A 22,169-nucleotide genomic window follows, 5' to 3' on the forward strand; every position below is an offset into this window, starting at 1 on the left:
AATACTTGCCGGATTATTTTTCTGTGAAAAAGCGTAGTCATCTTATTACCCAACATTCGCTCGGCTATAGTTTTTCCCGCCGTGCTATGCTTTTTGGCGGACTGCAATTGGCAACCGGCAGTTTGTTAGCCATGCGGATGGCTTGGCTATCTGTCGCGGAAAACGAACATTATAGTCTAATGGCTGAAGATAATCGGGTGCAGACTGTCTTGATACCGCCAAGACGGGGATGGATTGTTGATCGTCATAATCGGCCAATGGCGATCAATCATACTGATTTTCGTGTCGATATTATTCCCGATCAAATACAGGATCGGGAACGGGTGATTATTACTTTGGCCGAGCTACTCAATCTCTCTCCAGATGATGTCGATCGGATTCGGGAAGATTTGAATAAAGCCGCCGGTTATCAGCCTGTCCCGATTGCCGAGCATCTTGATTACGAGCATTTTGCTGCGATCTCTGTCCGTTTGCCTGAAATGGCCGGAGTAGCGCCACAAAGAAGTTATGCCCGTTATTATCCAAATGGCTCTGCAGTCGGACATTTAATCGGTTATGTCGGCGCAGCGACAACTGATGATTATAAGAAAAATCACGATCCTTTGTTAATTACACCCGGATTTAAAATTGGGAAACAAGGGTTAGAAAAAACTTTTGATAATTATCTAAGAGGGGTTCCGGGTGCCAAGCGTTCCGAAGTGACGGCGCGCGGACGGTTAGTGCGTGATCTGGAGAATAAGCCTGATCAGCCCGGTAAAAAGCTGCCTTTAACAATTGATGCTGGTTTACAGGATTATGCGGCGCGGCGCATTGGAGATAACAGCGCAGCCGTTGTTGTGATTGATACCGAAAATGGGGATATTTTGGCGCAAGTATCCATGCCCTGTTTTGATCCCAATGATTTTGCCGATGGTATCAGTCATCGAGAATGGCAAAGTCTGTCTCAAGATGACCACCATCCCTTGATCGATAAAACGATTGCGGGTCTTTACCCCCCCGGCTCGACAGTCAAGCCGATGAATGCGCTGGCTTTGCTGGAATTGGGCATTGATCCTTATGAAACGGTCAATTGCACTGGCAGTTATCAATTGGGCAGTAGTTTATTCCATTGTTGGCGGCGGCAAGGTCATGGCCCCGTCAATATGCATACGGCAATCACGCAAAGTTGTGACGTCTATTTTTACGCTATGGCGCATCGGGTTGGTATGGAGCCTTTGGCAGATATGATGCGTCAATTAGGACTGGGTGCCAGTTACCATCTGCCTTTGGGATCAGAACATTATGGCACGGTTCCTGACCCTGCATGGAAATTGAAAAAATATCATCGCAATTGGACGGCGGCAGATACTTTGAATGCCTCGATCGGGCAGGGGGATGTTTTGGCCAATCCGTTGCAATTGGCTGTGATGGCGGCGCGATTGGCTTCGGGAAAACAGATTACGCCTCGGCTGATCCGCTCAAAAGAAATCCCTATGCCCGCCAAATTGAACGCCAAAGAATCCCATCTTGATTTTATTCGGCAGGCCATGCGGGATGTGGTGAATGGGGGGGGCACCGGTGGTGCTGCAAGATTATATGTTCCCGGTGTTGAATTGGCGGGGAAAACCGGAACGGCGCAGGTTCGGCGTATTTCAATGGCTGAACGTGGGCGCGGTGTGTTGAAAAATTCACAATTGGCTTGGCGGATGCGCGATCATGCCTTGTTTGTTTGCTTTGCACCGACAGATAACCCACGTTATGCCGCCTCGGTTGTTGTCGAACATGGTGGACATATTGACTCCGCTACGGATGGACCGGCTATTGCACGCGATGTCCTGACCTATTTGTTTGATCCCGATCGTGCTATGGCCAGTTTGAACGCTTTGGAAGTGTCGTGGGGTGGGGATCTTGCGAGCCGTATGCGTATGCGGTCGGAAAATGCCTCGAAAGCTCCATCTAAACCCAATATGACTTAGGCGAAATCGGGATGTTGTCCTTAGTACCTGCTCCTATTCGGCAGTTGCCGTGGAAGCTTTTGCTTCTGGTTATGGCTGTTGGCAGTTTTGGATTGGTTGTTTTATATTCGGCTGGAGGTGGGCTGCATCCTTGGGCGTTGAATCAAGGGCTGCGTTTCGTTTTCTTTATTTTTGTCGCGATTGCTATCAGCCGTATAGATCAGGGCAGTTTGAAGCAAATTTCTTGGCCGCTTTACGGCGGGTTATTGCTCCTCCTTATTTTTGTCGAGCTATTTGGCTTTGTAGGTGGCGGTAGTCGGCGATGGCTTAATCTGGGGATTATGACCCTTCAGCCTTCGGAATTGATGAAGTTGGCGATTGTCCTTGCGATTTCCCGTTTTTATGATTTGCTGCCTGCGGGTGAGATTAGAACCTTTTCCGCTATGTGGCCTGCGGCTGTTTTAATTTTGGTTCCGGCGCTTCTTGTTGCAGTTCAGCCTGACCTTGGAACGGCATTGATGATTGTCGCGGGGGGGGTAATTGTCTGTTTTTTGGCTGGATTGCCCTTATGGCTATTTATCGGGGGCGGTGTGTCCTTGGCGGCGATTGCGCCGCTCGCTTTCTTTTTTCTATTGCATGATTATCAGCGCAATCGGGTTTTGATCTTTTTAACGCCTGAAAGTGACCCTTTGGGGCGAGGATATCATATCAGTCAGTCCAAAATCGCGATTGGTTCAGGTGGTATTTTTGGCAAGGGATTTTTGAATGGCACTCAGAGCCATCTCGATTACTTGCCTGAACGTCACACCGATTTTGTTTTTGCAACAATGGCCGAGGAATGGGGACTGATCGGAGGGCTGTTCATTATTGTCAGTTTTATGATTATCATCAGCTGGGGCATGAAGGTGGCATTAAATGCGCCGTCACGTTTCGCCAAATTAACGGCAGCAGGCCTATCTTCGACTATTTTTTTCTATGTTGCGATCAATCTAGCTATGGTTATGGGGATGGCACCCGTAGTGGGCATTCCACTGCCTTTAGTCTCTAATGGTGGCTCGGCAATGATGAATGTGATGATTTGTTTAGGGCTGCTCATGGCGATTGATCGTTGGACACGCTATCCCAAAAAAGGATTTTGATCTGGCCTTGAGCCCATAGAGTATTTTGGCATACTCGATTGAGCCAACCTATTGTCTGAAGATTTTTCAAAGAAAGTTATAAGGTCTTATTTTTGTTATTATGATTATTTTAAAATATAAAAATATTTTATTATTTCATTTTTTAGTATATAAATTTTTATTGATTTTATTCTTGGTAAGAATGTCCTTTGAAATTTATAGGTTGTCTTGAATGATTTTTAGAATAAATTTTTCATATAAATAGCTTTTTATAAAAATAAATAATAATAGATCGCGGTTTCTTTAAATTATATTTTAAAAAATTTTAGCGAAGTGAATATATAAAATATAGTGATGCATTATAATTCTAAATTACGGTTATATTTATTATATTTGAAATAATTATATAATTTAAAGTGTAAAAATAACAAATTATTTCTATTTTTCTGAATTTTTTTTTAATTTACTTATCGTTTTCTTTGTTTTACCCCTTTCTTGTTAGCTAGTTTTTTAAGGGGGGTGTATAGTAAAGCCTTAGATATTTCCGCTATTGATATCAATTCACATAGAAAAAGTATGACTGATTATAAGATATTTATTTTCAGATCTTTATACTTCAAAACTATGAATGGAAATAAAGATATACATGAAGTTAATCTGTAATTTTGGAATAACATTTGGATTATTCCTTGTACCCTCTTCCGTTTTTGCTACTCAAAGCAGTTTATCTTCTAATTACCAGCAATGGTACACAGGTTCGCTTTTATCACCATCCGGCGCATTGCGTCAGGGCGGTGTCACAATCGAACCGTATATATCTTATAATCGTCCTATAGATAGTGTGGATGCTTTTGGCCACAAAGGTCCTATCTACGGTGGCACCCAAAGCATTGTTAATACAACACTCGTTAAATATGGCATTACCAACCATTTGAGCGTTCAGCTTCATCCTCAATTTTTTTATAAATGGCGTTCCACTTATGGGAACGGGGGTGGTCAGCCTCGGGTCGGCGATTTACCGCTTGATTTCATTTGGCGTTTTGTTGATCCGAATGAAAGTCGTCTTATTCCGGCTGTGATGCTTCAGAGTGGTATCTCTTTCCCGACAGGTCGTTATGACCATTTGAATTCTGATAAAACCAATGCCGGTGGTAATGGTAACTATGTTTTCCGCGCTGCTTTGGTAACCCAATCGACTTATCGTATTGCGGGTCATGCTTTGCGGGTTCGTGGATGGGCTAATATCCGTAAATCTGTCCGTGATGCTGAAATCCATGGCATTAGTAGCTATGGAACCAGTAAAGATTTTATTGGTCATGCGGAAACCGGCACGAGTGGCGAGGGCGGTATTTCCGTTGAATATGGTATCAATCAACGTTGAGTTCTGGCCTGTGACGTTGCCCGTGATTGGTCTTATGGTTCCAAGGTCAAGGGTTATAATAATGCCGTTGATTATGTTGAAAAGAAAGGGCAGGGATCCGGTGCTTGGGTGGTTGCCCCGGCTGTCGAATATAACTGGTCAGCTCGCTATGGTATTATCGCCGGTGTTTCTACGCCTTTCTGGGGCAGAAATACGACTGAAAGCCTGTCAGGACAGGTCGCTTTTGATATGGTTTTCTAGTCACTTTTTATATTACCCAATCCATAATGGTTTTGAATATAAAATTTAACCGCTTTCTACGCTTGTTTCCGGCGCTGGGGTTTATCATATCCAAGATATGACTATCGCGATCCGCACGACGCTTGATGAGCCAGAAAATCATTTCGATTTTGTGCCTCATCGCCCCAGCCGCCCTGAAAAAACAGAGCCGTCAAAACCGTTTCGTCTTGTTTCCGATTACGAGCCAGCGGGTGATCAGCCGCAGGCCATTAGCGCCTTGTGTAAAGATATTCAAAAAGGCGAGCGGGATCAGGTTCTGTTAGGGGTAACCGGATCCGGTAAGACCTTTACCATGGCAAAAGTCATTGAGAAATTACAGCGGCCTAGTTTGATATTGGCGCCTAATAAAATTCTGGCTGCCCAGCTTTATGGTGAGTTTAAACGCTTTTTTCCTGAAAATGCGGTCGAATTTTTCGTGAGCTATTACGATTATTATCAGCCGGAAGCCTATGTGCCGAGGACAGATACCTATATCGAAAAAGATAGCGCCATCAATGAAGCGATAGACCGGATGCGCCATGCGGCAACGCGTTCTTTATTAGAGCGCGAAGATGTTATTATCGTGGCCTCGGTTTCTTGTCTTTATGGTATCGGTTCGGTTGATACCTATTCATCCATGACCTTTCGTTTATTGAAAGGTCAATTAGTCGATCAGCGGGAAATTATTCGCCGTTTGGTTGCTTTACAGTATAAGCGCAATGAGGTTGCCTTTGGACGAGGTTCTTTCCGTGTCAAAGGCGATACCCTTGAGATATTTCCATCCCATTATGAAGATATGGCTTGGCGTATCAGCTTTTTCGGGGATGAAATCGAAGAAATTTCTGAATTCGATCCTTTGACTGGGGTGAAGATCGCTAAACTCGACCAGATTAAAATTTATGCTAATTCTCATTATGTGACACCAGAACCGACTTTGAAGGCTGCTAATAATGCGATCCGGCGCGAGTTGGACAACCGTTTGCGGGAATTCAAAGCTGAAGGTAAATTACTGGAAGCGCAGCGATTGGAAGAGCGCACCGAATTCGATCTGGAAATGATGGCTGCAACCGGTGCTTGTTCCGGTATTGAAAATTATTCCCGCTTTCTGACCGGACGCGCCCCCGGAGAACCTCCGCCTACTTTATTTGAATATTTGCCTGATAATGCTTTGTTATTTGTGGATGAAAGCCATCAGACGATTCCGCAAATTAACGGTATGTCACGGGGTGATTATCGCCGTAAAACGACTTTGGCTGATTATGGCTTCCGCTTGCCTTCCTGTATTGATAACCGACCTCTTCGGTTTGAAGAATGGAATGCGATGCGTCCGCAAACCGTCTATGTTTCTGCAACGCCGGGACCGTGGGAATTGGAGCAAACTGGCGGCGTTTTTGTCGAACAGATTATTCGACCGACGGGGCTGGTTGATCCTGCAATCGAAGTTCGACCGATTGAAGAGCAGGTTGATAATCTGATCTTTGAAGCCAAGAAAACGGCGGCGGCCGGATGGCGTTCTTTGGTGACGACCTTGACCAAGAGAATGGCTGAGGATTTGACTGAATATATGTATGAAGCGGGGTTGAAAGTCCGTTACATGCATTCCGATGTCGAAACGATCGAACGCATCGAGCTTATTCGGGATTTGAGATTAGGCGTTTATGACGTCTTGATCGGTATCAACCTGTTGCGAGAAGGCTTGGATATCCCAGAATGTGGATTAGTGGCCGTATTAGATGCTGATAAAGAAGGCTTTTTGCGGTCTGAAACTTCACTGATTCAGACGATCGGTCGAGCTGCGCGTAATGCCGAAGGGCGTGTTATTTTGTATGGTGACAAGATAACCGGTTCGATGGCGCGGGCTATGGCAGAAACTGAACGCCGCCGGATTAAGCAGATTGCCTGGAATAAAGCGCATAATATTACACCTGCAACGGTTAAGCGGCAGGTCGATGATATTGTCGGTCATTTCGGTGTTATCGACAGTAGTGAGGCCGCCGCTACCATCGAAAATCATGATCCGAAGGTTTTGGCACGTTCTATTTCCGAGACTGAAAAAGAGATGTTAGAAGCCGCCGCTAATTTGGAATTTGAAAAAGCGGCACAATTAAGAGATGTCTTGCACCAGTTGAAAAGACAGGAATTGGGACTGCCTCCTGAAAAGTCGTCTGAGATCCAAGGTCGGTCTGAAGCCGGACGTCCCGGCACTCGAAAAACCAGAAGTGACAAAGCTAGGCTCAGGACTCATTCTTTGAGATAGAAGATGAAACTTGCTGCGATATGGATTGCTGACATGAATGTGTGAGCGCACCGGTCGTATCGTGTTGCGACACGCCGCCAGTCTTTGAGCTTTGCGAACATATTTTCGATGAGGTGACGCTTTTTATACAGATGCCAGTCGTAAGGCGGCTTTGATTTCCGGTTCTTCTTCGGCGGAATACAGGCGGTGATATTCCGGTCTGCGAGAGACTGTCTGATTTTATTACTGTCGTATCCCCGGTCCCCGAGAATTTCTTGTGTTTCTTCCGGCAGATTTGCCAGCAGAACATCCGCGCCTTTGAAGTCACTGACCTGACCTGCGGTCAGATGCAGCCGGACAGGGCGGCCCTGACTATCGCATACAGCGTGAAGCTTTGAGTTCAGTCCGCCTTTCGTGCGTCCGATATGGCGGGGAAAAGCCCCTTTTTGAGCAGGGAGGCCGCTGTCCGGTGTGCTTTCAGATGTGTTGCATCGATCATCAGACGCTTTGAACGGCCTGCCTGCTCCGTCAGGGCGACGAAGATCCGGTCAAAGACACCCAGGCGGCTCCACCGGATAAACCGGTTGTATAAAGTCTTGTGCGGGCCATACGCTTTCGGGGCGTCTTTCCACTGAAGGCCGTTGCGGATCACGTAAACGATCCCGCTCAGGACACGACGGTCATCGACACGCGGCACACCATGCGCCAGTGGAAAAAACGGCTTAATCCGTTCCATCTGGTGCTCAGACAGCAAAAACACGTCACTCACAGCTTCACCTCCATCGGTAAACCTGTGAATCACAACAGCCCGCTCAACTCAAGAAATTAACAGGTCCTGAGCCTAGAGAAGCCAAGGCTTCTAAGCGCGTCAAGCAAGAAGCCGGTGAAAAATTATTGAGATCGCGAGGGCATTGATTGGGGAATAGGGTGAGGTCTCTGCCTTGAAGTATACAATCTTGAAAAAGGCCGAGACCTCAAAATTTTTATTTTTTGCTATACCCTTATTTCGTAAAACCTGTTGTCAGACGTTGCTTTTCTCTCGATAGGGATGAGCTTGGAAATGATGACGGCAGTCAAAGGAAGAAATGTGGTAGAAGCAACAGCGCAAGAGACCGATCGTCCGCGTTTTTCTTTTTCAATCGCGGCAAGGGAAGGAAAATCCCGCACCGGCACTATCGAAATGAAGCGGGGCGTTATCCGAACCCCTGCCTTTATGCCGGTTGGAACGGCAGCTACCGTAAAGGCTTTGAAGCCGGAAACAGTTCGGGCAACTGGCGCTGATATTATCTTGGGGAATACCTATCATCTGATGCTTCGTCCGGGTGCCGAACGGATAGCTAAGCTGGGCGGATTACATTCTTTTATGGGGTGGGATCGGCCTATTTTGACGGATAGCGGCGGGTATCAGGTGATGAGCCTGTCTTCTTTGACGAAGCAGAGCGAAGAGGGCGTTACCTTTAAAAGTCACCTTGACGGTTCCCGCCATATGCTGTCGCCGGAACGTTCTATCGAAATCCAGCATTTACTAGGCAGTGATATCGTAATGGCCTTTGACGAATGCACGCCTTATCCGGCAACGCCTTCGCGCGCGGCTTCGTCAATGGAACGCTCGATGCGGTGGGCGAAAAGATCACGGGATGCCTTTGATAGCCGAAAAGAACAGGCCGAAAATGCGGCTTTGTTCGGAATTCAGCAAGGCTCTGTTTTTGAAAATCTGCGGCAACAATCGGCGGATGCTCTGGCTGAAATCGGCTTTGATGGCTATGCTGTTGGGGGATTGGCTGTGGGTGAAGGACAGGATGAAATGTTCCGCGTCCTTGATTTTTCTGTGCCGATGCTGCCCGATGACAAACCCCATTATTTGATGGGCGTTGGCAAGCCTGATGATATCGTTGGAGCAGTTGAACGCGGCATTGATATGTTCGATTGCGTCTTGCCGACACGTTCCGGTCGGAATGGGCAAGCCTTTACATGGGATGGGCCTATCAATATCAGAAATGCTCGTTTTTCAGAAGATTTGAAGCCGTTGGATAGTGAATGTCATTGTGCCGTTTGCCAGAAATGGAGCCGCGCCTATATCCATCATTTAATTCGGGCGGGTGAGATCTTGGGGGCTATGCTGATGACAGAGCATAATATCGCCTTTTATCAGCAGCTTATGCAAAAAATACGGGACTCTATTTCGGAGGGGCGTTTTTCGCAATTTGCTCAGGATTTCAGAGCGCGCTATTTCGCACGGAATAGCTAGAAATTGTGATTGTATAGATGAGGCAGCAAGGCTGGAGCTTGGCAGAATGAATGCGGATATTGACCTTTTTTCTTATCTGAATCCTGAAAAACAGGATTTGTCAGCTCTGGCTCCGAAAGATTTATCTCGTGAACAAGCGGTTATTGAATTGGAACGCTTGGCAAATTTGATCAGCCATTACGATCATCTTTATCATGATAAGGATAATCCGGCTGTTCCTGATAGCGAATATGATGCCTTGGTCTTGCGAAACCGTCGGATTGAACAGTTTTTTCCTGACTTAATCCGGCCGGATTCTCCAAGTAAAAAAGTCGGTAGTCGTCCTAATTCACGTTTGCCCAAAATTGCACATCGGGCAGCGATGCTTAGTCTTGATAATGGTTTTCTGGATCAGGATGTTGAAGATTTTTTGGGTCGGGTCCGCCGTTTTTTCAATTTAAAAGAAAATCAGGCCGTCATTTGCACTGTTGAACCGAAAATTGACGGTCTCTCTTGCTCGTTGCGTTATGAAAAGGGCATTTTAACTCAGGCCGTTACGCGAGGAGACGGGGTTATTGGTGAGGATGTTACGCCTAATGTCCGCGTTATTGATGACATCCCCAAAACATTAAAAGGCGATAATTGGCCAGAAATTATTGAAATTCGTGGCGAAGTTTACATGGCAAAAAGCGATTTTGCTGCTTTGAATGCTCGTCAGACAGAAGAAAATAAAAAGCTTTTTGCCAATCCTCGCAATGCTGCGGCTGGGTCTTTGCGGCAGCTAGACCCGAATATTACCGCAAGACGTTCTCTTCGCTTTTTGGCGCATGGTTGGGGCGAGGCTACATCTCTACCTGCCGATACCCAATACGGCATGATGAAAATGATAGAAAGCTATGGCTTGTCTGTCAGTAATCTGCTGGCTCGTGCTGACAATATTGGGCAGATGCTCGATTTCTATCAGAAAATAGAGGCCGAACGGGCTGATTTAGATTTTGATATTGATGGTGTCGTTTATAAATTAGATCAGCTTGATTGGCAGCAAAGATTTGGATTTTCAGCGCGCGCCCCACGTTTTGCCTTGGCGCATAAATTCCCAGCAGAAAAAGCGCAAACAACGCTTTTAGATATCGAGATACAGGTCGGGCGTACGGGTGTTTTGACACCCGTGGCTAAATTAGAGCCTGTAACGGTTGGAGGGGTCGTTGTCTCTTCTGCGACCCTCCATAACTCTGATGAAATTGAGCGTTTGGGTGCCCGTCCTGGAGATCGGGTTCTGGTTCAACGTGCTGGAGATGTTATTCCCCAGATAGTCGAAAATCTAACCTCTGATGTCGATCGTCCGATTTGGCATTTCCCGCATCGCTGTCCAGTTTGTGACTCTGTTGCTAGAAGGGAAGAAGGGGAAGTCGCCTGGCGTTGCACCGGAGGTTTGATCTGTCCAGCGCAACGCGTTGAGCGCTTGTGCCATTTCGTTTCGCGCACTGCCTTTGAAATTGAGGGCTTAGGAAAAAGCCATATCGAAAGTTTTTTTGCCGATAAATTGATTGAAACACCTGCCGATATTTTTCGGTTGTTTCAAAAACGTCAGCTTTTGATCGAGAGGGAAGGTTGGGGTGAACTTTCTGTCGATAATTTAATATCGGCTATCGACAAACGGCGAAAAGTCCCGTTTGATCGTTTTCTTTTTGCCTTGGGTATTCGCCATGTAGGTGCTGTAACAGCGCGAGATTTAGCTAAATCTTATCAAACATGGGATAATTTTAAAGCGGCCATTGATGAGGCGGCTCATCTACGGACTATATTACAGCCTTCAAGTGAAGAGTCTGAAGAAAAGTATCAAAAAAGGGTAGATAAAGAGCTTATCTCTTTTTTCCATATTCCTAATATGGGTGGTAAAATCATTCGAAGCCTTCTGGATTTTTTTGCTGAAACCCATAATTCCGATGTTGTTTCTGATCTTTTACAGGAAGTTCAAATTGAGCCTCTTTATTTTGAGCTGGCCTCTTCGCCTTTGTCAGGAAAGATTATTGTTTTTACTGGAAGTCTGCAAAAAATAACGAGAGACGAGGCTAAGCGACAAGCTGAAAATCTGGGCGCTAAAGTGGCTTCATCCGTTTCAAAAAAGACTAATCTTGTTGTCGCGGGAGAGGCCGCAGGTTCTAAGCTTTCAAAAGCGAAAGAGCTGGATATTTCCATTATAGATGAGGATAGATGGCATCGTATCGTAGAAAATGACGGGCAAGACAGTATAAAAATCTAATAATGCTTGAGTAATTTCTTGAAATTTATATAGGTTTTTCCAAATTTTATTGGCTTTTGATATTTTTTAAAAAGAAAACTGTTTTTTTAAACACTTATGTTGCCTTCTTATTAGAAAATTTTGTTTTACTTGCGTTGTCATCAATCAAGGATAAGTAAAAAAATAATCGTAGATGATCGACGCAAATATTGTTCCAATAATGATAAGGAGGTTCCAAAATCGGTTCAATAGGAGTAATCCGTATTCAGTTTATCGCCAAGGATTCGGTTTGTGATGTTATTTTTGGTCAGAAACTAAAATAAGACCAATGTTTAACATTGCCGATACTCGGCGATTGTAAGATTTACAGATTAAGGCGGGAGAGGAATCGCCATGAGTTCTGAAAGTAGTCAGGGTCTAGTCACGCGACTAGCCCTAATCGCTGCTATAGGCGGCTTGCTTTTCGGTTACGATTCAGCGGTTATCGCTGCAATCGGTACACCGGTTGATATCCATTTTATTGCCCCTCGTCACCTGTCTGCTACGGCTGCGGCTTCCCTTTCTGGGATGGTCGTTGTTGCTGTTTTGGTCGGTTGTGTTACCGGTTCTTTGCTGTCTGGCTGGATTGGTATTCGCTTCGGTCGTCGCGGCGGATTGTTGATGAGTTCCATTTGTTTCGTCGCCGCCGGTTTTGGTGCTGCGTTAACCGAAAAATTATTTGGAACCGGTGGTTCGGCTTTACAAATTTTTTGCTTTTTCCGGTTTCTTGCCGGTTTAGGTATCGGTGTCGTTTCAACCTTGACCCCAACCTATATTGCTGAAATTGCTCCGCCAGACAAACGTGGTCAGATGGTTTCTGGTCAGCAGATGGCCATTGTGACGGGTGCTTTAACCGGTTATATCTTTACCTGGTTACTGGCTCATTTCGGTTCTATCGATTGGGTTAATGCCAGTGGTTGGTGCTGGTCTCCGGCTTCAGAAGGCCTGATCGGTATTGCCTTCTTATTGCTGCTGTTAACCGCACCGGATACGCCGCATTGGTTGGTGATGAAGGGACGTCATTCCGAGGCTAGCAAAATCCTTGCTCGTCTGGAACCGCAAGCCGATCCTAATCTGACGATTCAAAAGATTAAAGCTGGCTTTGATAAAGCCATGGACAAAAGCAGCGCAGGTTTGTTTGCTTTTGGTATCACCGTTGTTTTTGCCGGGGTATCCGTTGCTGCCTTCCAGCAGTTGGTCGGTATTAACGCCGTGCTGTATTATGCACCGCAGATGTTCCAGAATTTAGGTTTTGGAGCTGATACGGCATTATTGCAGACCATCTCTATCGGTGTTGTGAACTTCATCTTCACCATGATTGCTTCCCGTGTTGTTGACCGCTTCGGCCGTAAACCTCTGCTTATTTGGGGTGCTCTCGGTATGGCTGCAATGATGGCTGTTTTAGGCTGCTGTTTCTGGTTCAAAGTCGGTGGTGTTTTGCCTTTGGCTTCTGTGCTTCTTTATATTGCAGTCTTTGGCATGTCATGGGGCCCTGTCTGCTGGGTTGTTCTGTCAGAAATGTTCCCGAGTTCCATCAAGGGCGCAGCTATGCCTATCGCTGTTACCGGACAATGGTTAGCTAATATCTTGGTTAACTTCCTGTTTAAGGTTGCTGATGGTTCTCCAGCATTGAATCAGACTTTCAACCACGGTTTCTCCTATCTCGTTTTCGCAGCATTAAGTATCTTAGGTGGCTTGATTGTTGCTCGCTTCGTGCCGGAAACCAAAGGTCGGAGCCTGGATGAAATCGAGGAGATGTGGCGCTCCCAGAAGTAGTTAAACTTGCTTTGGCTGAATCCTTTTGTCTTTTTTAGATAAGTCTTAACCAATTATACTTTTTGTTTACAACGATGGTATAAAGCGGGCGGACAGGCTAAAAACAGGCTAAAAGGATTCGGCCTCTGTTTTAAGGACGAGAATAATGACAAATACCGTTTCGACGATGATATTGTTTGGCTCGACTGGCGACCTTTCACAGCGTATGCTGTTGCCGTCGCTTTATGGTCTTGATGCCGATGGTTTGCTTGCAGATGATCTGCGTATCGTCTGCACCTCTCGTAGCGAATACGACACAGATGGTTTCCGTGATTTTGCAGAAAAAGCTTTAGATCGCTTTGTCGCTTCTGACCGGTTAAATGATGACGCTAAAGCTAAATTCCTTAACAAGCTTTTCTACGCGACGGTCGATATTACGGATCCGACCCAATTCGGAAAATTAGCTGACCTTTGTGGCCCGGTCGAAAAAGGTATCGCCATTTATCTTTCGACTGCGCCTTCTTTGTTTGAAGGGGCAATCGCTGGCCTGAAACAGGCTGGTCTGGCTGGTCCAACTTCTCGCCTGGCGCTTGAAAAACCTTTAGGTCAGGATCTTGCTTCTTCCGATCATATTAATGATGCGGTTTTGAAAGTTTTCTCTGAAAAGCAAGTTTATCGTATTGACCATTATCTGGGTAAAGAAACGGTTCAGAATCTTCTGACCCTGCGTTTTGGTAATGCTTTGTTTGAACCGCTTTGGAATTCAAAAGGCATTGACCACGTTCAGATCAGCGTTGCTGAAACGGTTGGTCTTGAAGGTCGTATCGGTTATTTCGACGGTTCTGGCAGCTTGCGCGATATGGTTCAAAGCCATATCCTTCAGTTGGTCGCTTTGGTTGCAATGGAACCGCCGGCTCATATGGAAGCCAACGCTGTTCGTGACGAAAAGGTAAAAGTTTTCCGCGCTCTGCGTCCGATCAATAACGACACCGTCTTTACGCATACCGTTACCGGTCAATATGGTGCCGGTGTTTCTGGTGGTAAAGAAGTTGCCGGTTACATTGACGAACTGGGTCAGCCTTCCGATACCGAAACCTTTGTTGCTATCAAAGCGCATGTTGATAACTGGCGTTGGCAGGGTGTTCCGTTCTATATCCGCACTGGTAAGCGTTTACCTGCACGTCGTTCTGAAATCGTGGTGCAGTTTAAACCTGTTCCGCATTCGATTTTCTCTTCTTCAGGTGGTATCTTGCAGCCGAACAAGCTGCGTATTGTCTTACAGCCTGATGAAACCATCCAGATTTCTATGATGGTGAAAGAACCGGGTCTTGACCGTAACGGTGCGCATATGCGTGAAGTTTGGCTGGATCTTTCCCTCACGGATGTGTTTAAAGACCGTAAACGTCGTATCGCTTATGAACGCCTGATGCTTGATCTTATCGAAGGCGATGCTACTTTATTTGTGCGTCGTGACGAAGTTGAGGCGCAGTGGGTTTGGATTGACGGAATTCGTGAAGGCTGGAAAGCCAACAGTATGAAGCCAAAAACCTATGTCTCTGGTACATGGGGGCCTTCAACTGCTATAGCTCTGGCCGAACGTGATGGAGTAACTTGGTATGACTGATCTGCATTCAACGGTAGAAAAGGTTACCGCGCGCGTTATTGAACGCTCGCGGGAAACCCGTAAGGCTTATCTGGATTTGATCCAGTATGAGCGGGAAAAAGGCGTAGACCGTCCAAACCTGTCCTGTAGTAACCTTGCTCATGGCTTTGCGGCTATGAATGGTGACAAGCCAGCTTTGCGCGACTTCAACCGCATGAATATCGGCGTCGTGACTTCCTACAACGATATGTTGTCGGCTCATGAACCATATTATCGCTATCCGGAGCAGATGAAAGTATTTGCTCGCGAAGTTGGCGCAACGGTTCAGGTCGCCGGTGGCGTGCCTGCTATGTGCGATGGTGTGACCCAAGGTCAGCCGGGCATGGAAGAATCCCTGTTTAGCCGCGATGTCATCGCTTTGGCTACCAGCGTTTCTTTGTCTCATGGTATGTTTGAAGGGGCTGCCCTTCTCGGTATCTGTGACAAGATTGTCCCTGGTCTGTTGATGGGCGCTCTGCGCTTCGGTCACCTGCCGACCATTCTGGTCCCATCAGGCCCGATGACGACCGGTATCCCGAACAAAGAAAAAATCCGCATCCGTCAGCTCTATGCTCAGGGTAAAATCGGCCAGAAAGAACTTCTGGATATGGAAGCGGCTTGCTACCATGCTGAAGGTACCTGCACCTTCTATGGTACGGCAAACACCAACCAGATGGTTATGGAAGTCCTCGGTCTTCATATGCCAGGTTCGGCATTTGTTACCCCGGGTACCCCGCTCCGTCAGGCTCTGACCCGTGCTGCTGTGCATCGCGTTGCTGAATTGGGTTGGAAGGGCGACGATTATCGTCCGCTTGGTAAGATCATTGATGAAAAATCAATCGTCAATGCTATTGTTGGTCTGTTGGCAACCGGTGGTTCCACCAACCATACCATGCATATTCCGGCCATTGCTCGTGCTGCTGGTGTTATCGTTAACTGGAATGACTTCCATGATCTTTCTGAAGTTGTTCCGTTGATTGCCCGCATTTACCCGAATGGCCCGCGCGACATCAATGAATTCCAGAATGCAGGCGGCATGGCTTATGTCATTAAAGAACTGCTTTCTGCTAATCTGTTGAACCGTGACGTCACGACCATTGCCAAGGGCGGTATCGAAGAATACGCCAAGGCTCCGGCATTAAATGATGCTGGCGAATTGGTATGGAAGCCAGCTGGCGAACCTGGTGATGACACCATTCTGCGTCCGGTTTCTAATCCTTTCGCAAAAGATGGCGGTCTGCGTCTCTTGGAAGGTAACCTTGGACGTGCAATGTACAAGGCCAGTGCTGTTGATCCTAAATTCTGGACCATTGAAGCACCTGTTCGCGTCTTCTCTGACCAAGACGATGTTCAGAAAGCTTTCAAGGCTGGCGAATTGAACAAAGACGTTATCGTTGTTGTTCGTTTCCAGGGCCCGCGCGCAAACGGTATGCCTGAATTGCATAAGCTGACCCCGGCTTTGGGTGTTCTGCAGGATAATGGCTACAAAGTTGCTTTGGTAACTGATGGTCGTATGTCCGGTGCTACCGGTAAAGTTCCGGTTGCTTTGCATGTCAGCCCAGAAGCTCTTGGCGGTGGTGCCATCGGTAAATTACGTGATGGCGATATCGTCCGTATCTCGGTTGAAGAAGGCAAACTTGAAGCTTTGGTTCCAGCTGATGAGTGGAATGCTCGTCCGCATGCTGAAAAACCGGCTTTCCGTCCGGGAACCGGACGCGAATTGTTTGATATCTTCCGTCAGAACGCTGCTAAAGCTGAAGACGGTGCAGTCGCAATATATGCAGGTGCCGGTATCTAATTTTTCCAGCGAAAAATTGTAGACTTGGACTTTGTAATCTTATTTTCTGGTATAGGGGTATCCCTATACCAGAACTGAAATCAGACTTATTTTACCTGTTGGGTAGCCTTCTGATTTTAGAAAGGAATTATTATGGAAATTGTTGCGATTGACATCGGTGGAACGCATGCGCGTTTCTCTATTGCGGAAGTAAGCAATGGTCGGGTTCTTTCTCTTGGAGAAGAAACGACTTTTAAAACGGCAGAACATGCTAGCTTGCAGTTAGCTTGGGAACGTTTCGGTGAAAAACTGGGTCGTCCTCTGCCACGTGCCGCAGCTATTGCATGGGCTGGCCCGGTTCATGGTGAAGTTTTAAAACTTACCAATAACCCTTGGGTATTAAGACCAGCTACTCTGAATGAAAAGCTGGACATCGATACGCATGTTCTGATCAATGACTTCGGTGCGGTTGCCCACGCGGTTGCGCATATGGATTCTTCTTATCTGGATCATATTTGTGGTCCTGATGAAGCGCTTCCTAGCGATGGTGTTATCACTATTCTTGGTCCGGGAACGGGCTTGGGTGTTGCCCATCTGTTGCGTACCGAAGGCCGTTATTTCGTCATCGAAACTGAAGGCGGTCATATCGACTTTGCTCCGCTTGACAGACTTGAAGACAAAATTCTGGCACGTTTACGTGAACGTTTCCGCCGCGTTTCTATCGAACGCATTATTTCTGGCCCGGGTCTTGGTAATATCTACGAAGCACTGGCTGCCATTGAAGGCGTTCCGTTCAGCTTGCTGGATGATATTAAATTATGGCAGATGGCTTTGGAAGGTAAAGACAACCTTGCTGAAGCCGCTTTGGATCGCTTCTGCTTGAGCCTTGGCGCTATCGCTGGTGATCTTGCTTTGGCACAGGGTGCAACCAGTGTTGTTATTGGCGGTGGTGTCGGTCTTCGTATCGCTTCCCATTTGCCGGAATCTGGCTTCCGTCAGCGCTTTGTTTCAAAAGGACGCTTTGAACGCGTCATGTCCAAGATTCCGGTTAAGTTGATTACTTATCCGCAGCCTGGACTGTTGGGTGCGGCAGCTGCCTATGCCAACAAATATTCTGAAGTTGAATAATATTTTTTAATATTATGAACTGAATTTAAGAGGCTGCCTTCCGATAAAATCGGGAGGTGGCCTTTTTTATATTTTTTACTAAAAAATGAAGACAAAAAATTCTTAAGTAAGAATAATATTATTATTAACTTGTGATATATTTTGTATTAGTTCTTCTTGGTAAAGAATTATTTTTGATAAATTTTGTCTAATATCCTATATTTTAAATATTTTTTATAATATTTTTTTAATAAAATTGACGTGATATTTAGGGGTTTGTGTAGAAAAATGAGATAATATTTAGAATTATTGATTTAATTCTATCTAGATTCATCTTAGAAATTAATGAATATTAAGAAGAGGCCATCGGCTATTGGAGTCGAATTAATATATATACACCGTATATCATATAAACGACTATCCGACCGAAATTATAGAAATTCGATCGAGGATAGCCATTCTAAATTAAATTATCCTGTATGCTCTTCTACTCTTTCAAGAAGAACATCGCGTTCAAGATAACTTACGCCAGTGCGAATTTGACAGCAGCTTCTGCATGAATTTGTGTGGAGTCATAGCAGGGCAAATCAAGCATATCTTGCTTGATCAGCAGAGGGATTTCAGTACATCCGAGGATGACGGAATCAACACCTTCTGCACGGGCTTTCTCAATTATCTTAAGATAACCCTGCCGTGATGACTCTTTGACTTCACCCTGACAAAGTTCATCAAAAATCACATCATGGACGAAGCCTCTATCTTCGTCTTCCGGTGTAATCACATCAAGACCCTGATTTTTCATGCGGTCAGTATAGAAGCCATGTTCCATCGTATAGCGCGTTGCCAAGAGGAGAGGGCGTTTACGACCATCTTTCTTTAAGGCTTTAGCTGTCTCATCAACAATATTGATAAGAGGGACAGCTGATATCTCAGCGACGGCATCAGCGACGAGATGCATCGTGTTAGTGCAAATGAGGACACAATCGGCTCCAGCCTTTGCTAAGCCTGCCCCAGCGGCACCGAGAAGCTTGGCAGCGTCATCCCAGCGGTCAGCCTTTTGAAGCGCAACAACCTCTGCAAAGTTCAAAGAATGCATAAGCAGATCTGCTGAGACTAATCCACCGCGTGCATCACGGATAGCTTCATTGATAATCTGGTAATAAGTGACCGTGGATTCCCAACTCATACCGCCAATAAGGCCGATTTTTTTCATATGCCAATCTCACGAAACTGATTGTTAATAGCCCTAAGAATGCCATGCCTTTTGTAAAAAAAACGCGCTTTTTTTGAGGAATTTAAGGGTAAAACTGCAAATTATTTTCTTATTATTAGGAATAAATGCAAAAATATTGTTCTTATAGAAGAGTCGGTGTATCATTTTTCGATGATCGACTACCGAGACCGGCATATATTATCTTTATTACAAGCTAACGCAGAAATGCCATTGGCCGAGATTGCGGAACGGGTTGCTCTATCTGTTTCGGCTTGTTCTCGTCGTGTCGCGCGATTGCGTGAGGAAGGCTATATAAAAGGCACTATTGCTCTTTTGGATAGAAAGAAGATCAATCTTCCGACAACTATTTTCCTTCTTGTCAAAACGGGATTGCACACAGGAAATTATCTTGAGCAATTTCATGCAGCCGTGAGTGCCATTCCTGAAATCGTCGAAGTCCATAGGCTCACTGGAAATTTTGATTATATTTTAAAATTAGCTTTGCCGAATGTCGAATATTATGATGTTATTTATAAACAGATACTAAAACATGTCGCCTTCTATGATATGTCTGCCTATATTTCTATGGAGACAGTAAAAATATCACCTGCTTTACCGACAAATTATATTTAAAAAGAATTTTCTTCTAAAATTTTATTAAATAATTCGTCATCTTGGCTAAGATTTTTTTTACCTATATCAATTTCTTGTAAAAAAGCGATAATTTGATCTATCTTATTTTCTGAAATTTGGGATTGTTGGCTTTGGTATAGTAAGAAATCAAGAATAGAAGGCATGCCAGCCGCTTGCGCTATAGCTTCAAGATTTTTGACAGACATCACCGAATGATGATTCATATCGACGGCGCGTGAAAGCGTTGTCGCGGCCTTTATATTAGCTCTACGTGCTAATTCTGCCCAGCTTACATCCATTTTATCTCGGATGCTGTAAAGCCATTTGGCAATAATCTCTTTTTGTCTCATCACCTTATCTCAGTAATAAGTGAGGCTGAAGGTAATCTTTATATAAATGAGTATATAAACAAAATGTTAAATTTTATAAAAATGATATTGTTTTGTTGTAATAATATTCAGAATATTAAGGCTATTGGATAGATAACAAGAAATATATTATGAACTATCACTCAAAACACTTGGGAAGGCCAAGTGGAAAGCTAACAAAACGCCGTAAAGAAATTCTGGAATATTGGAGACAATATGGCCCTGTCTCTTTAGGAAAATTGGCACGTGACTGCCATATTTTTGATAGGTCTACAGCAAGACGGTTTCTAATAACCTTTGAAAAAATGGGTATTTTACAGCCGCCTCGGGCAAATTTTTTAAAAAAATAGAGAAAAAATAAAAAATCTATTTTTATGTTGTAAATTAAAAAATATACAATGATTTATCAGGTTAAATAATTTTTTAAAAAACATTATATTAAAAAATATTTTTACTTGTTGTAAAATAATATTTATTAAAATTTATGTAATATTTATTTTAAAATTGGAGATTTATATGGTTGCAAAAGATTTGTTTTTGGAATTTTAGTCTCTTTTCTCATATATCTGAAATATATTGAGACAATTCAATATTGATAAACCAAACATGTTTGGGCGTTTTTGGTATAATTATTCAATTTATTTTAGAATATAAATATAAATATAAATATAAATTTAGTTTTAAGTAAAAACTTCCGAAAAAAATGTGACTTCGCTTGAAATGTCGAAGCGTGTCTTTCGAAAAGGCAGCCTATTTCAATATTTCTGCCTTTTTGAAAGTCGAGAACAAGAATTAATCTTTTTTCGGCTTTATTTCATCATTTATTAGGATAGTTCTTATGTTGAATAAAGCAGGCATTGCAGAGCCGAGCTTGTGGACTCGTGCGGATGCTATGAAAGTGCATACCGATGATCCCACGGCAACCATGCCTACCATTGATTATGACTTTCCTGTCATGACTGATAAATATTGGGTTTGGGACACTTGGCCCTTACGCGATATTAACGGTCAGGTTGTCAGCTTCCAAGGTTGGTCGGTGATCTTTGCTTTGGTCGCTGATCGCACCAAATATGGTTGGCATAATCGCAATGATGGCGCCAGAATTGGTTATTTCTATTCACGTGGTGGAAGCAACTGGATTTTTGGTGGTCATCTTCTGAAAGATGGTGCCAATCCGCGTTCTTGGGAATGGTCTGGTTGCACGATTATGGCACCGGGTACGGCCAATTCTGTCGAAGTATTCTTTACGTCTGTCAATGATACGCCGTCAGAATCCGTTCCTGCCCAGTGCAAGGGCTACATCTATGCCGATGATAAATCGGTATGGTTTGACGGTTTTGATAAAGTGACCGATCTGTTTCAGGCAGATGGCCTTTATTATGCTGATTATGCAGAAAATAATTTCTGGGATTTCCGCGATCCGCATGTCTTCATTAACCCCGAAGATGGCAAAACATATGCCTTGTTTGAAGGTAATGTTGCCATGGAGCGCGGTACGGTCGCTGTTGGCGAAGAGGAAATTGGCCCTGTTCCACCAAAAACCGAAACGCCTGATGGCGCTCGCTATTGTGCTGCTGCCATTGGTATTGCACAGGCCCTTAATGAAGCCCGCACCGAATGGAAATTGTTACCGCCTTTGGTAACCGCCTTTGGTGTCAATGACCAGACGGAGCGGCCTCATGTCGTTTTCCAGAATGGCTTGACCTATCTCTTTACGATCAGTCATCATTCGACTTATGCCGATGGTTTGTCGGGTCCTGATGGGGTTTATGGCTTTGTTTCTGAAAACGGCATTTTTGGCCCTTATGAACCGCTGAATGGTTCCGGTTTGGTTCTCGGTAACCCCTCTTCACAGCCTTATCAGGCTTATTCCCATTATGTGATGACAAATGGGCTGGTGACCTCCTTCATTGATACCATTCCGAGTTCTGACCCGAATGTCTATCGTTATGGTGGCACCTTGGCACCGACCATCAAATTGGAATTGGTTGGCCATCGCAGCTTCGTTACCGAAGTGAAGGGTTATGGCTATATTCCGCCACAGATCGAGTGGTTGGCAGAAGATGAATCTTCTAATTCTGCGGCAGCCCTGTCTTTATTGAATAAATAAGATTTATTCATTGTAAATGACGTTTCTGATTATGCTTGAATAAAGCATTATCATCTTTTGAGTTTATTTCAACTTAAGGGTCATCAGGGCATTTTGCCCTGATGACACCCTTCCTATTCCTAATAATAA

General features: G+C 44.8%; 16 protein-coding genes. 13 read left to right on the plus strand and 3 right to left on the minus strand.

All coding sequences use genetic code 11. The features are described from left to right. Positions 1 to 23: 23 nt before the first annotated feature. The 5 genes from mrdA (at position 24) to uvrB (ending at position 6,948) form a co-directional block, all read left to right on the plus strand. Positions 24 to 1,955 (plus strand): penicillin-binding protein 2, encoded by a 1,932-nt coding sequence (gene mrdA, locus ZMOB_RS04665; RefSeq protein ID WP_014500774.1) that lies wholly within the window; start codon positions 24 to 26, stop codon positions 1,953 to 1,955. An 11-nt stretch (positions 1,956 to 1,966) separates the two neighbouring features. Further along, on the plus strand, positions 1,967 to 3,073 hold the full coding sequence (rodA, locus tag ZMOB_RS04670; RefSeq protein ID WP_012817362.1) for a rod shape-determining protein RodA: 1,107 nt from the start codon (positions 1,967 to 1,969) through the stop codon (positions 3,071 to 3,073). A gap of 625 nt (positions 3,074 to 3,698) precedes the next feature. Then, positions 3,699 to 4,433, plus strand: a complete 735-nt coding sequence (locus ZMOB_RS04675) for a hypothetical protein (protein ID WP_252507247.1) — start codon at positions 3,699 to 3,701, stop codon at positions 4,431 to 4,433. 108 nt (positions 4,434 to 4,541) lie between these two features. Next, a complete protein-coding gene (locus tag ZMOB_RS10490) occupies positions 4,542 to 4,673 on the plus strand; it encodes a hypothetical protein (RefSeq protein WP_260432218.1) in 132 nt (43 codons plus the stop codon). A gap of 97 nt (positions 4,674 to 4,770) precedes the next feature. Continuing rightward, positions 4,771 to 6,948 (plus strand): excinuclease ABC subunit UvrB, encoded by a 2,178-nt coding sequence (uvrB, locus tag ZMOB_RS04680; protein WP_041573375.1) that lies wholly within the window; start codon positions 4,771 to 4,773, stop codon positions 6,946 to 6,948. On the opposite strand, the gene ZMOB_RS09855 is transcribed toward uvrB, so the two are convergent. After that, a protein-coding gene (locus tag ZMOB_RS09855; protein WP_099045773.1) for an IS5 family transposase occupies positions 6,933 to 7,696 on the minus strand; the annotation gives its coding sequence in 2 pieces (ribosomal slippage) (positions 6,933 to 7,363 and positions 7,363 to 7,696; 765 coding nt in all). The genes uvrB and ZMOB_RS09855 overlap by 16 nt on opposite strands. A 291-nt stretch (positions 7,697 to 7,987) precedes the next feature. Between ZMOB_RS09855 and tgt the strand changes: the two genes are divergently transcribed. From tgt to glk, 6 genes are all read left to right on the plus strand, one after another. Then, the gene (tgt, locus tag ZMOB_RS04690) at positions 7,988 to 9,175 is read left to right on the plus strand and encodes a tRNA guanosine(34) transglycosylase Tgt (protein WP_014500775.1); all 1,188 of its coding nucleotides are present in this window, start codon (positions 7,988 to 7,990) and stop codon (positions 9,173 to 9,175) included. 46 nt (positions 9,176 to 9,221) lie between these two features. Continuing rightward, on the plus strand, positions 9,222 to 11,417 hold the full coding sequence (gene ligA, locus ZMOB_RS04695) for an NAD-dependent DNA ligase LigA (protein WP_014500776.1): 2,196 nt from the start codon (positions 9,222 to 9,224) through the stop codon (positions 11,415 to 11,417). A gap of 372 nt (positions 11,418 to 11,789) precedes the next feature. After that, entirely contained in the window at positions 11,790 to 13,211 is a 1,422-nt protein-coding gene (locus ZMOB_RS04700; protein ID WP_011240287.1) for a sugar porter family MFS transporter, read from the plus strand. A 145-nt stretch (positions 13,212 to 13,356) separates the two neighbouring features. Beyond that, on the plus strand, positions 13,357 to 14,814 hold the full coding sequence (zwf, locus tag ZMOB_RS04705) for a glucose-6-phosphate dehydrogenase (RefSeq protein WP_011240288.1): 1,458 nt from the start codon (positions 13,357 to 13,359) through the stop codon (positions 14,812 to 14,814). Continuing rightward, positions 14,807 to 16,630: a phosphogluconate dehydratase gene (gene edd / locus ZMOB_RS04710; protein WP_011240289.1), complete on the plus strand. Its 1,824-nt coding sequence runs from the start codon at positions 14,807 to 14,809 to the stop codon at positions 16,628 to 16,630. Before zwf ends, edd begins: the two co-directional genes overlap by 8 nt. A gap of 132 nt (positions 16,631 to 16,762) precedes the next feature. Beyond that, positions 16,763 to 17,737: a glucokinase gene (gene glk, locus ZMOB_RS04715; RefSeq protein WP_011240290.1), complete on the plus strand. Its 975-nt coding sequence runs from the start codon at positions 16,763 to 16,765 to the stop codon at positions 17,735 to 17,737. Positions 17,738 to 18,239: 502 nt separating this feature from the next. On the opposite strand, the gene ZMOB_RS04720 is transcribed toward glk, so the two are convergent. After that, a complete protein-coding gene (locus ZMOB_RS04720) occupies positions 18,240 to 18,929 on the minus strand; it encodes an aspartate/glutamate racemase family protein (RefSeq protein WP_011240291.1) in 690 nt (229 codons plus the stop codon). 171 nt (positions 18,930 to 19,100) lie between these two features. Here ZMOB_RS04720 and ZMOB_RS04725 point away from each other — a divergent pair, with 171 nt between their 5' ends. Further along, the gene (locus ZMOB_RS04725; protein WP_012817356.1) at positions 19,101 to 19,562 is read left to right on the plus strand and encodes an Lrp/AsnC family transcriptional regulator; all 462 of its coding nucleotides are present in this window, start codon (positions 19,101 to 19,103) and stop codon (positions 19,560 to 19,562) included. Here ZMOB_RS04725 and ZMOB_RS04730 read toward each other — a convergent pair. Further along, on the minus strand, positions 19,559 to 19,912 hold the full coding sequence (locus ZMOB_RS04730) for a hypothetical protein (protein ID WP_011240293.1): 354 nt from the start codon (positions 19,910 to 19,912) through the stop codon (positions 19,559 to 19,561). The two genes, ZMOB_RS04725 and ZMOB_RS04730, sit on opposite strands and share 4 nt — an antisense overlap. An 856-nt stretch (positions 19,913 to 20,768) precedes the next feature. Here ZMOB_RS04730 and ZMOB_RS04735 point away from each other — a divergent pair. Beyond that, complete coding sequence (locus tag ZMOB_RS04735; RefSeq protein ID WP_011240294.1) at positions 20,769 to 22,040, plus strand: glycoside hydrolase family 68 protein; 1,272 nt, start codon at positions 20,769 to 20,771, stop codon at positions 22,038 to 22,040. Positions 22,041 to 22,169: the final 129 nt, after the last annotated feature.

This window comes from Zymomonas mobilis subsp. mobilis ATCC 10988 (genome assembly GCF_000175255.2).
Lineage (GTDB): Bacteria > Pseudomonadota > Alphaproteobacteria > Sphingomonadales > Sphingomonadaceae > Zymomonas > Zymomonas mobilis.

Coding starts and splice junctions, on each gene's coding strand:
- ZMOB_RS04725 (WP_012817356.1), top strand. CDS start 19,101: ATGATCGACTACCGAGACCGGCATATATTATCTTTATTACAAGCTAAC.
- ZMOB_RS04700 (WP_011240287.1), top strand. CDS start 11,790: ATGAGTTCTGAAAGTAGTCAGGGTCTAGTCACGCGACTAGCCCTAATC.
- zwf (WP_011240288.1), top strand. CDS start 13,357: ATGACAAATACCGTTTCGACGATGATATTGTTTGGCTCGACTGGCGAC.
- ligA (WP_014500776.1), top strand. CDS start 9,222: ATGAATGCGGATATTGACCTTTTTTCTTATCTGAATCCTGAAAAACAG.
- rodA (WP_012817362.1), top strand. CDS start 1,967: ATGTTGTCCTTAGTACCTGCTCCTATTCGGCAGTTGCCGTGGAAGCTT.
- glk (WP_011240290.1), top strand. CDS start 16,763: ATGGAAATTGTTGCGATTGACATCGGTGGAACGCATGCGCGTTTCTCT.
- uvrB (WP_041573375.1), top strand. CDS start 4,771: ATGACTATCGCGATCCGCACGACGCTTGATGAGCCAGAAAATCATTTC.
- ZMOB_RS04735 (WP_011240294.1), top strand. CDS start 20,769: ATGTTGAATAAAGCAGGCATTGCAGAGCCGAGCTTGTGGACTCGTGCG.
- ZMOB_RS04675 (WP_252507247.1), top strand. CDS start 3,699: ATGAAGTTAATCTGTAATTTTGGAATAACATTTGGATTATTCCTTGTA.
- tgt (WP_014500775.1), top strand. CDS start 7,988: ATGATGACGGCAGTCAAAGGAAGAAATGTGGTAGAAGCAACAGCGCAA.
- ZMOB_RS04730 (WP_011240293.1), bottom strand. CDS start 19,912: ATGAGACAAAAAGAGATTATTGCCAAATGGCTTTACAGCATCCGAGAT.
- ZMOB_RS04720 (WP_011240291.1), bottom strand. CDS start 18,929: ATGAAAAAAATCGGCCTTATTGGCGGTATGAGTTGGGAATCCACGGTC.
- edd (WP_011240289.1), top strand. CDS start 14,807: ATGACTGATCTGCATTCAACGGTAGAAAAGGTTACCGCGCGCGTTATT.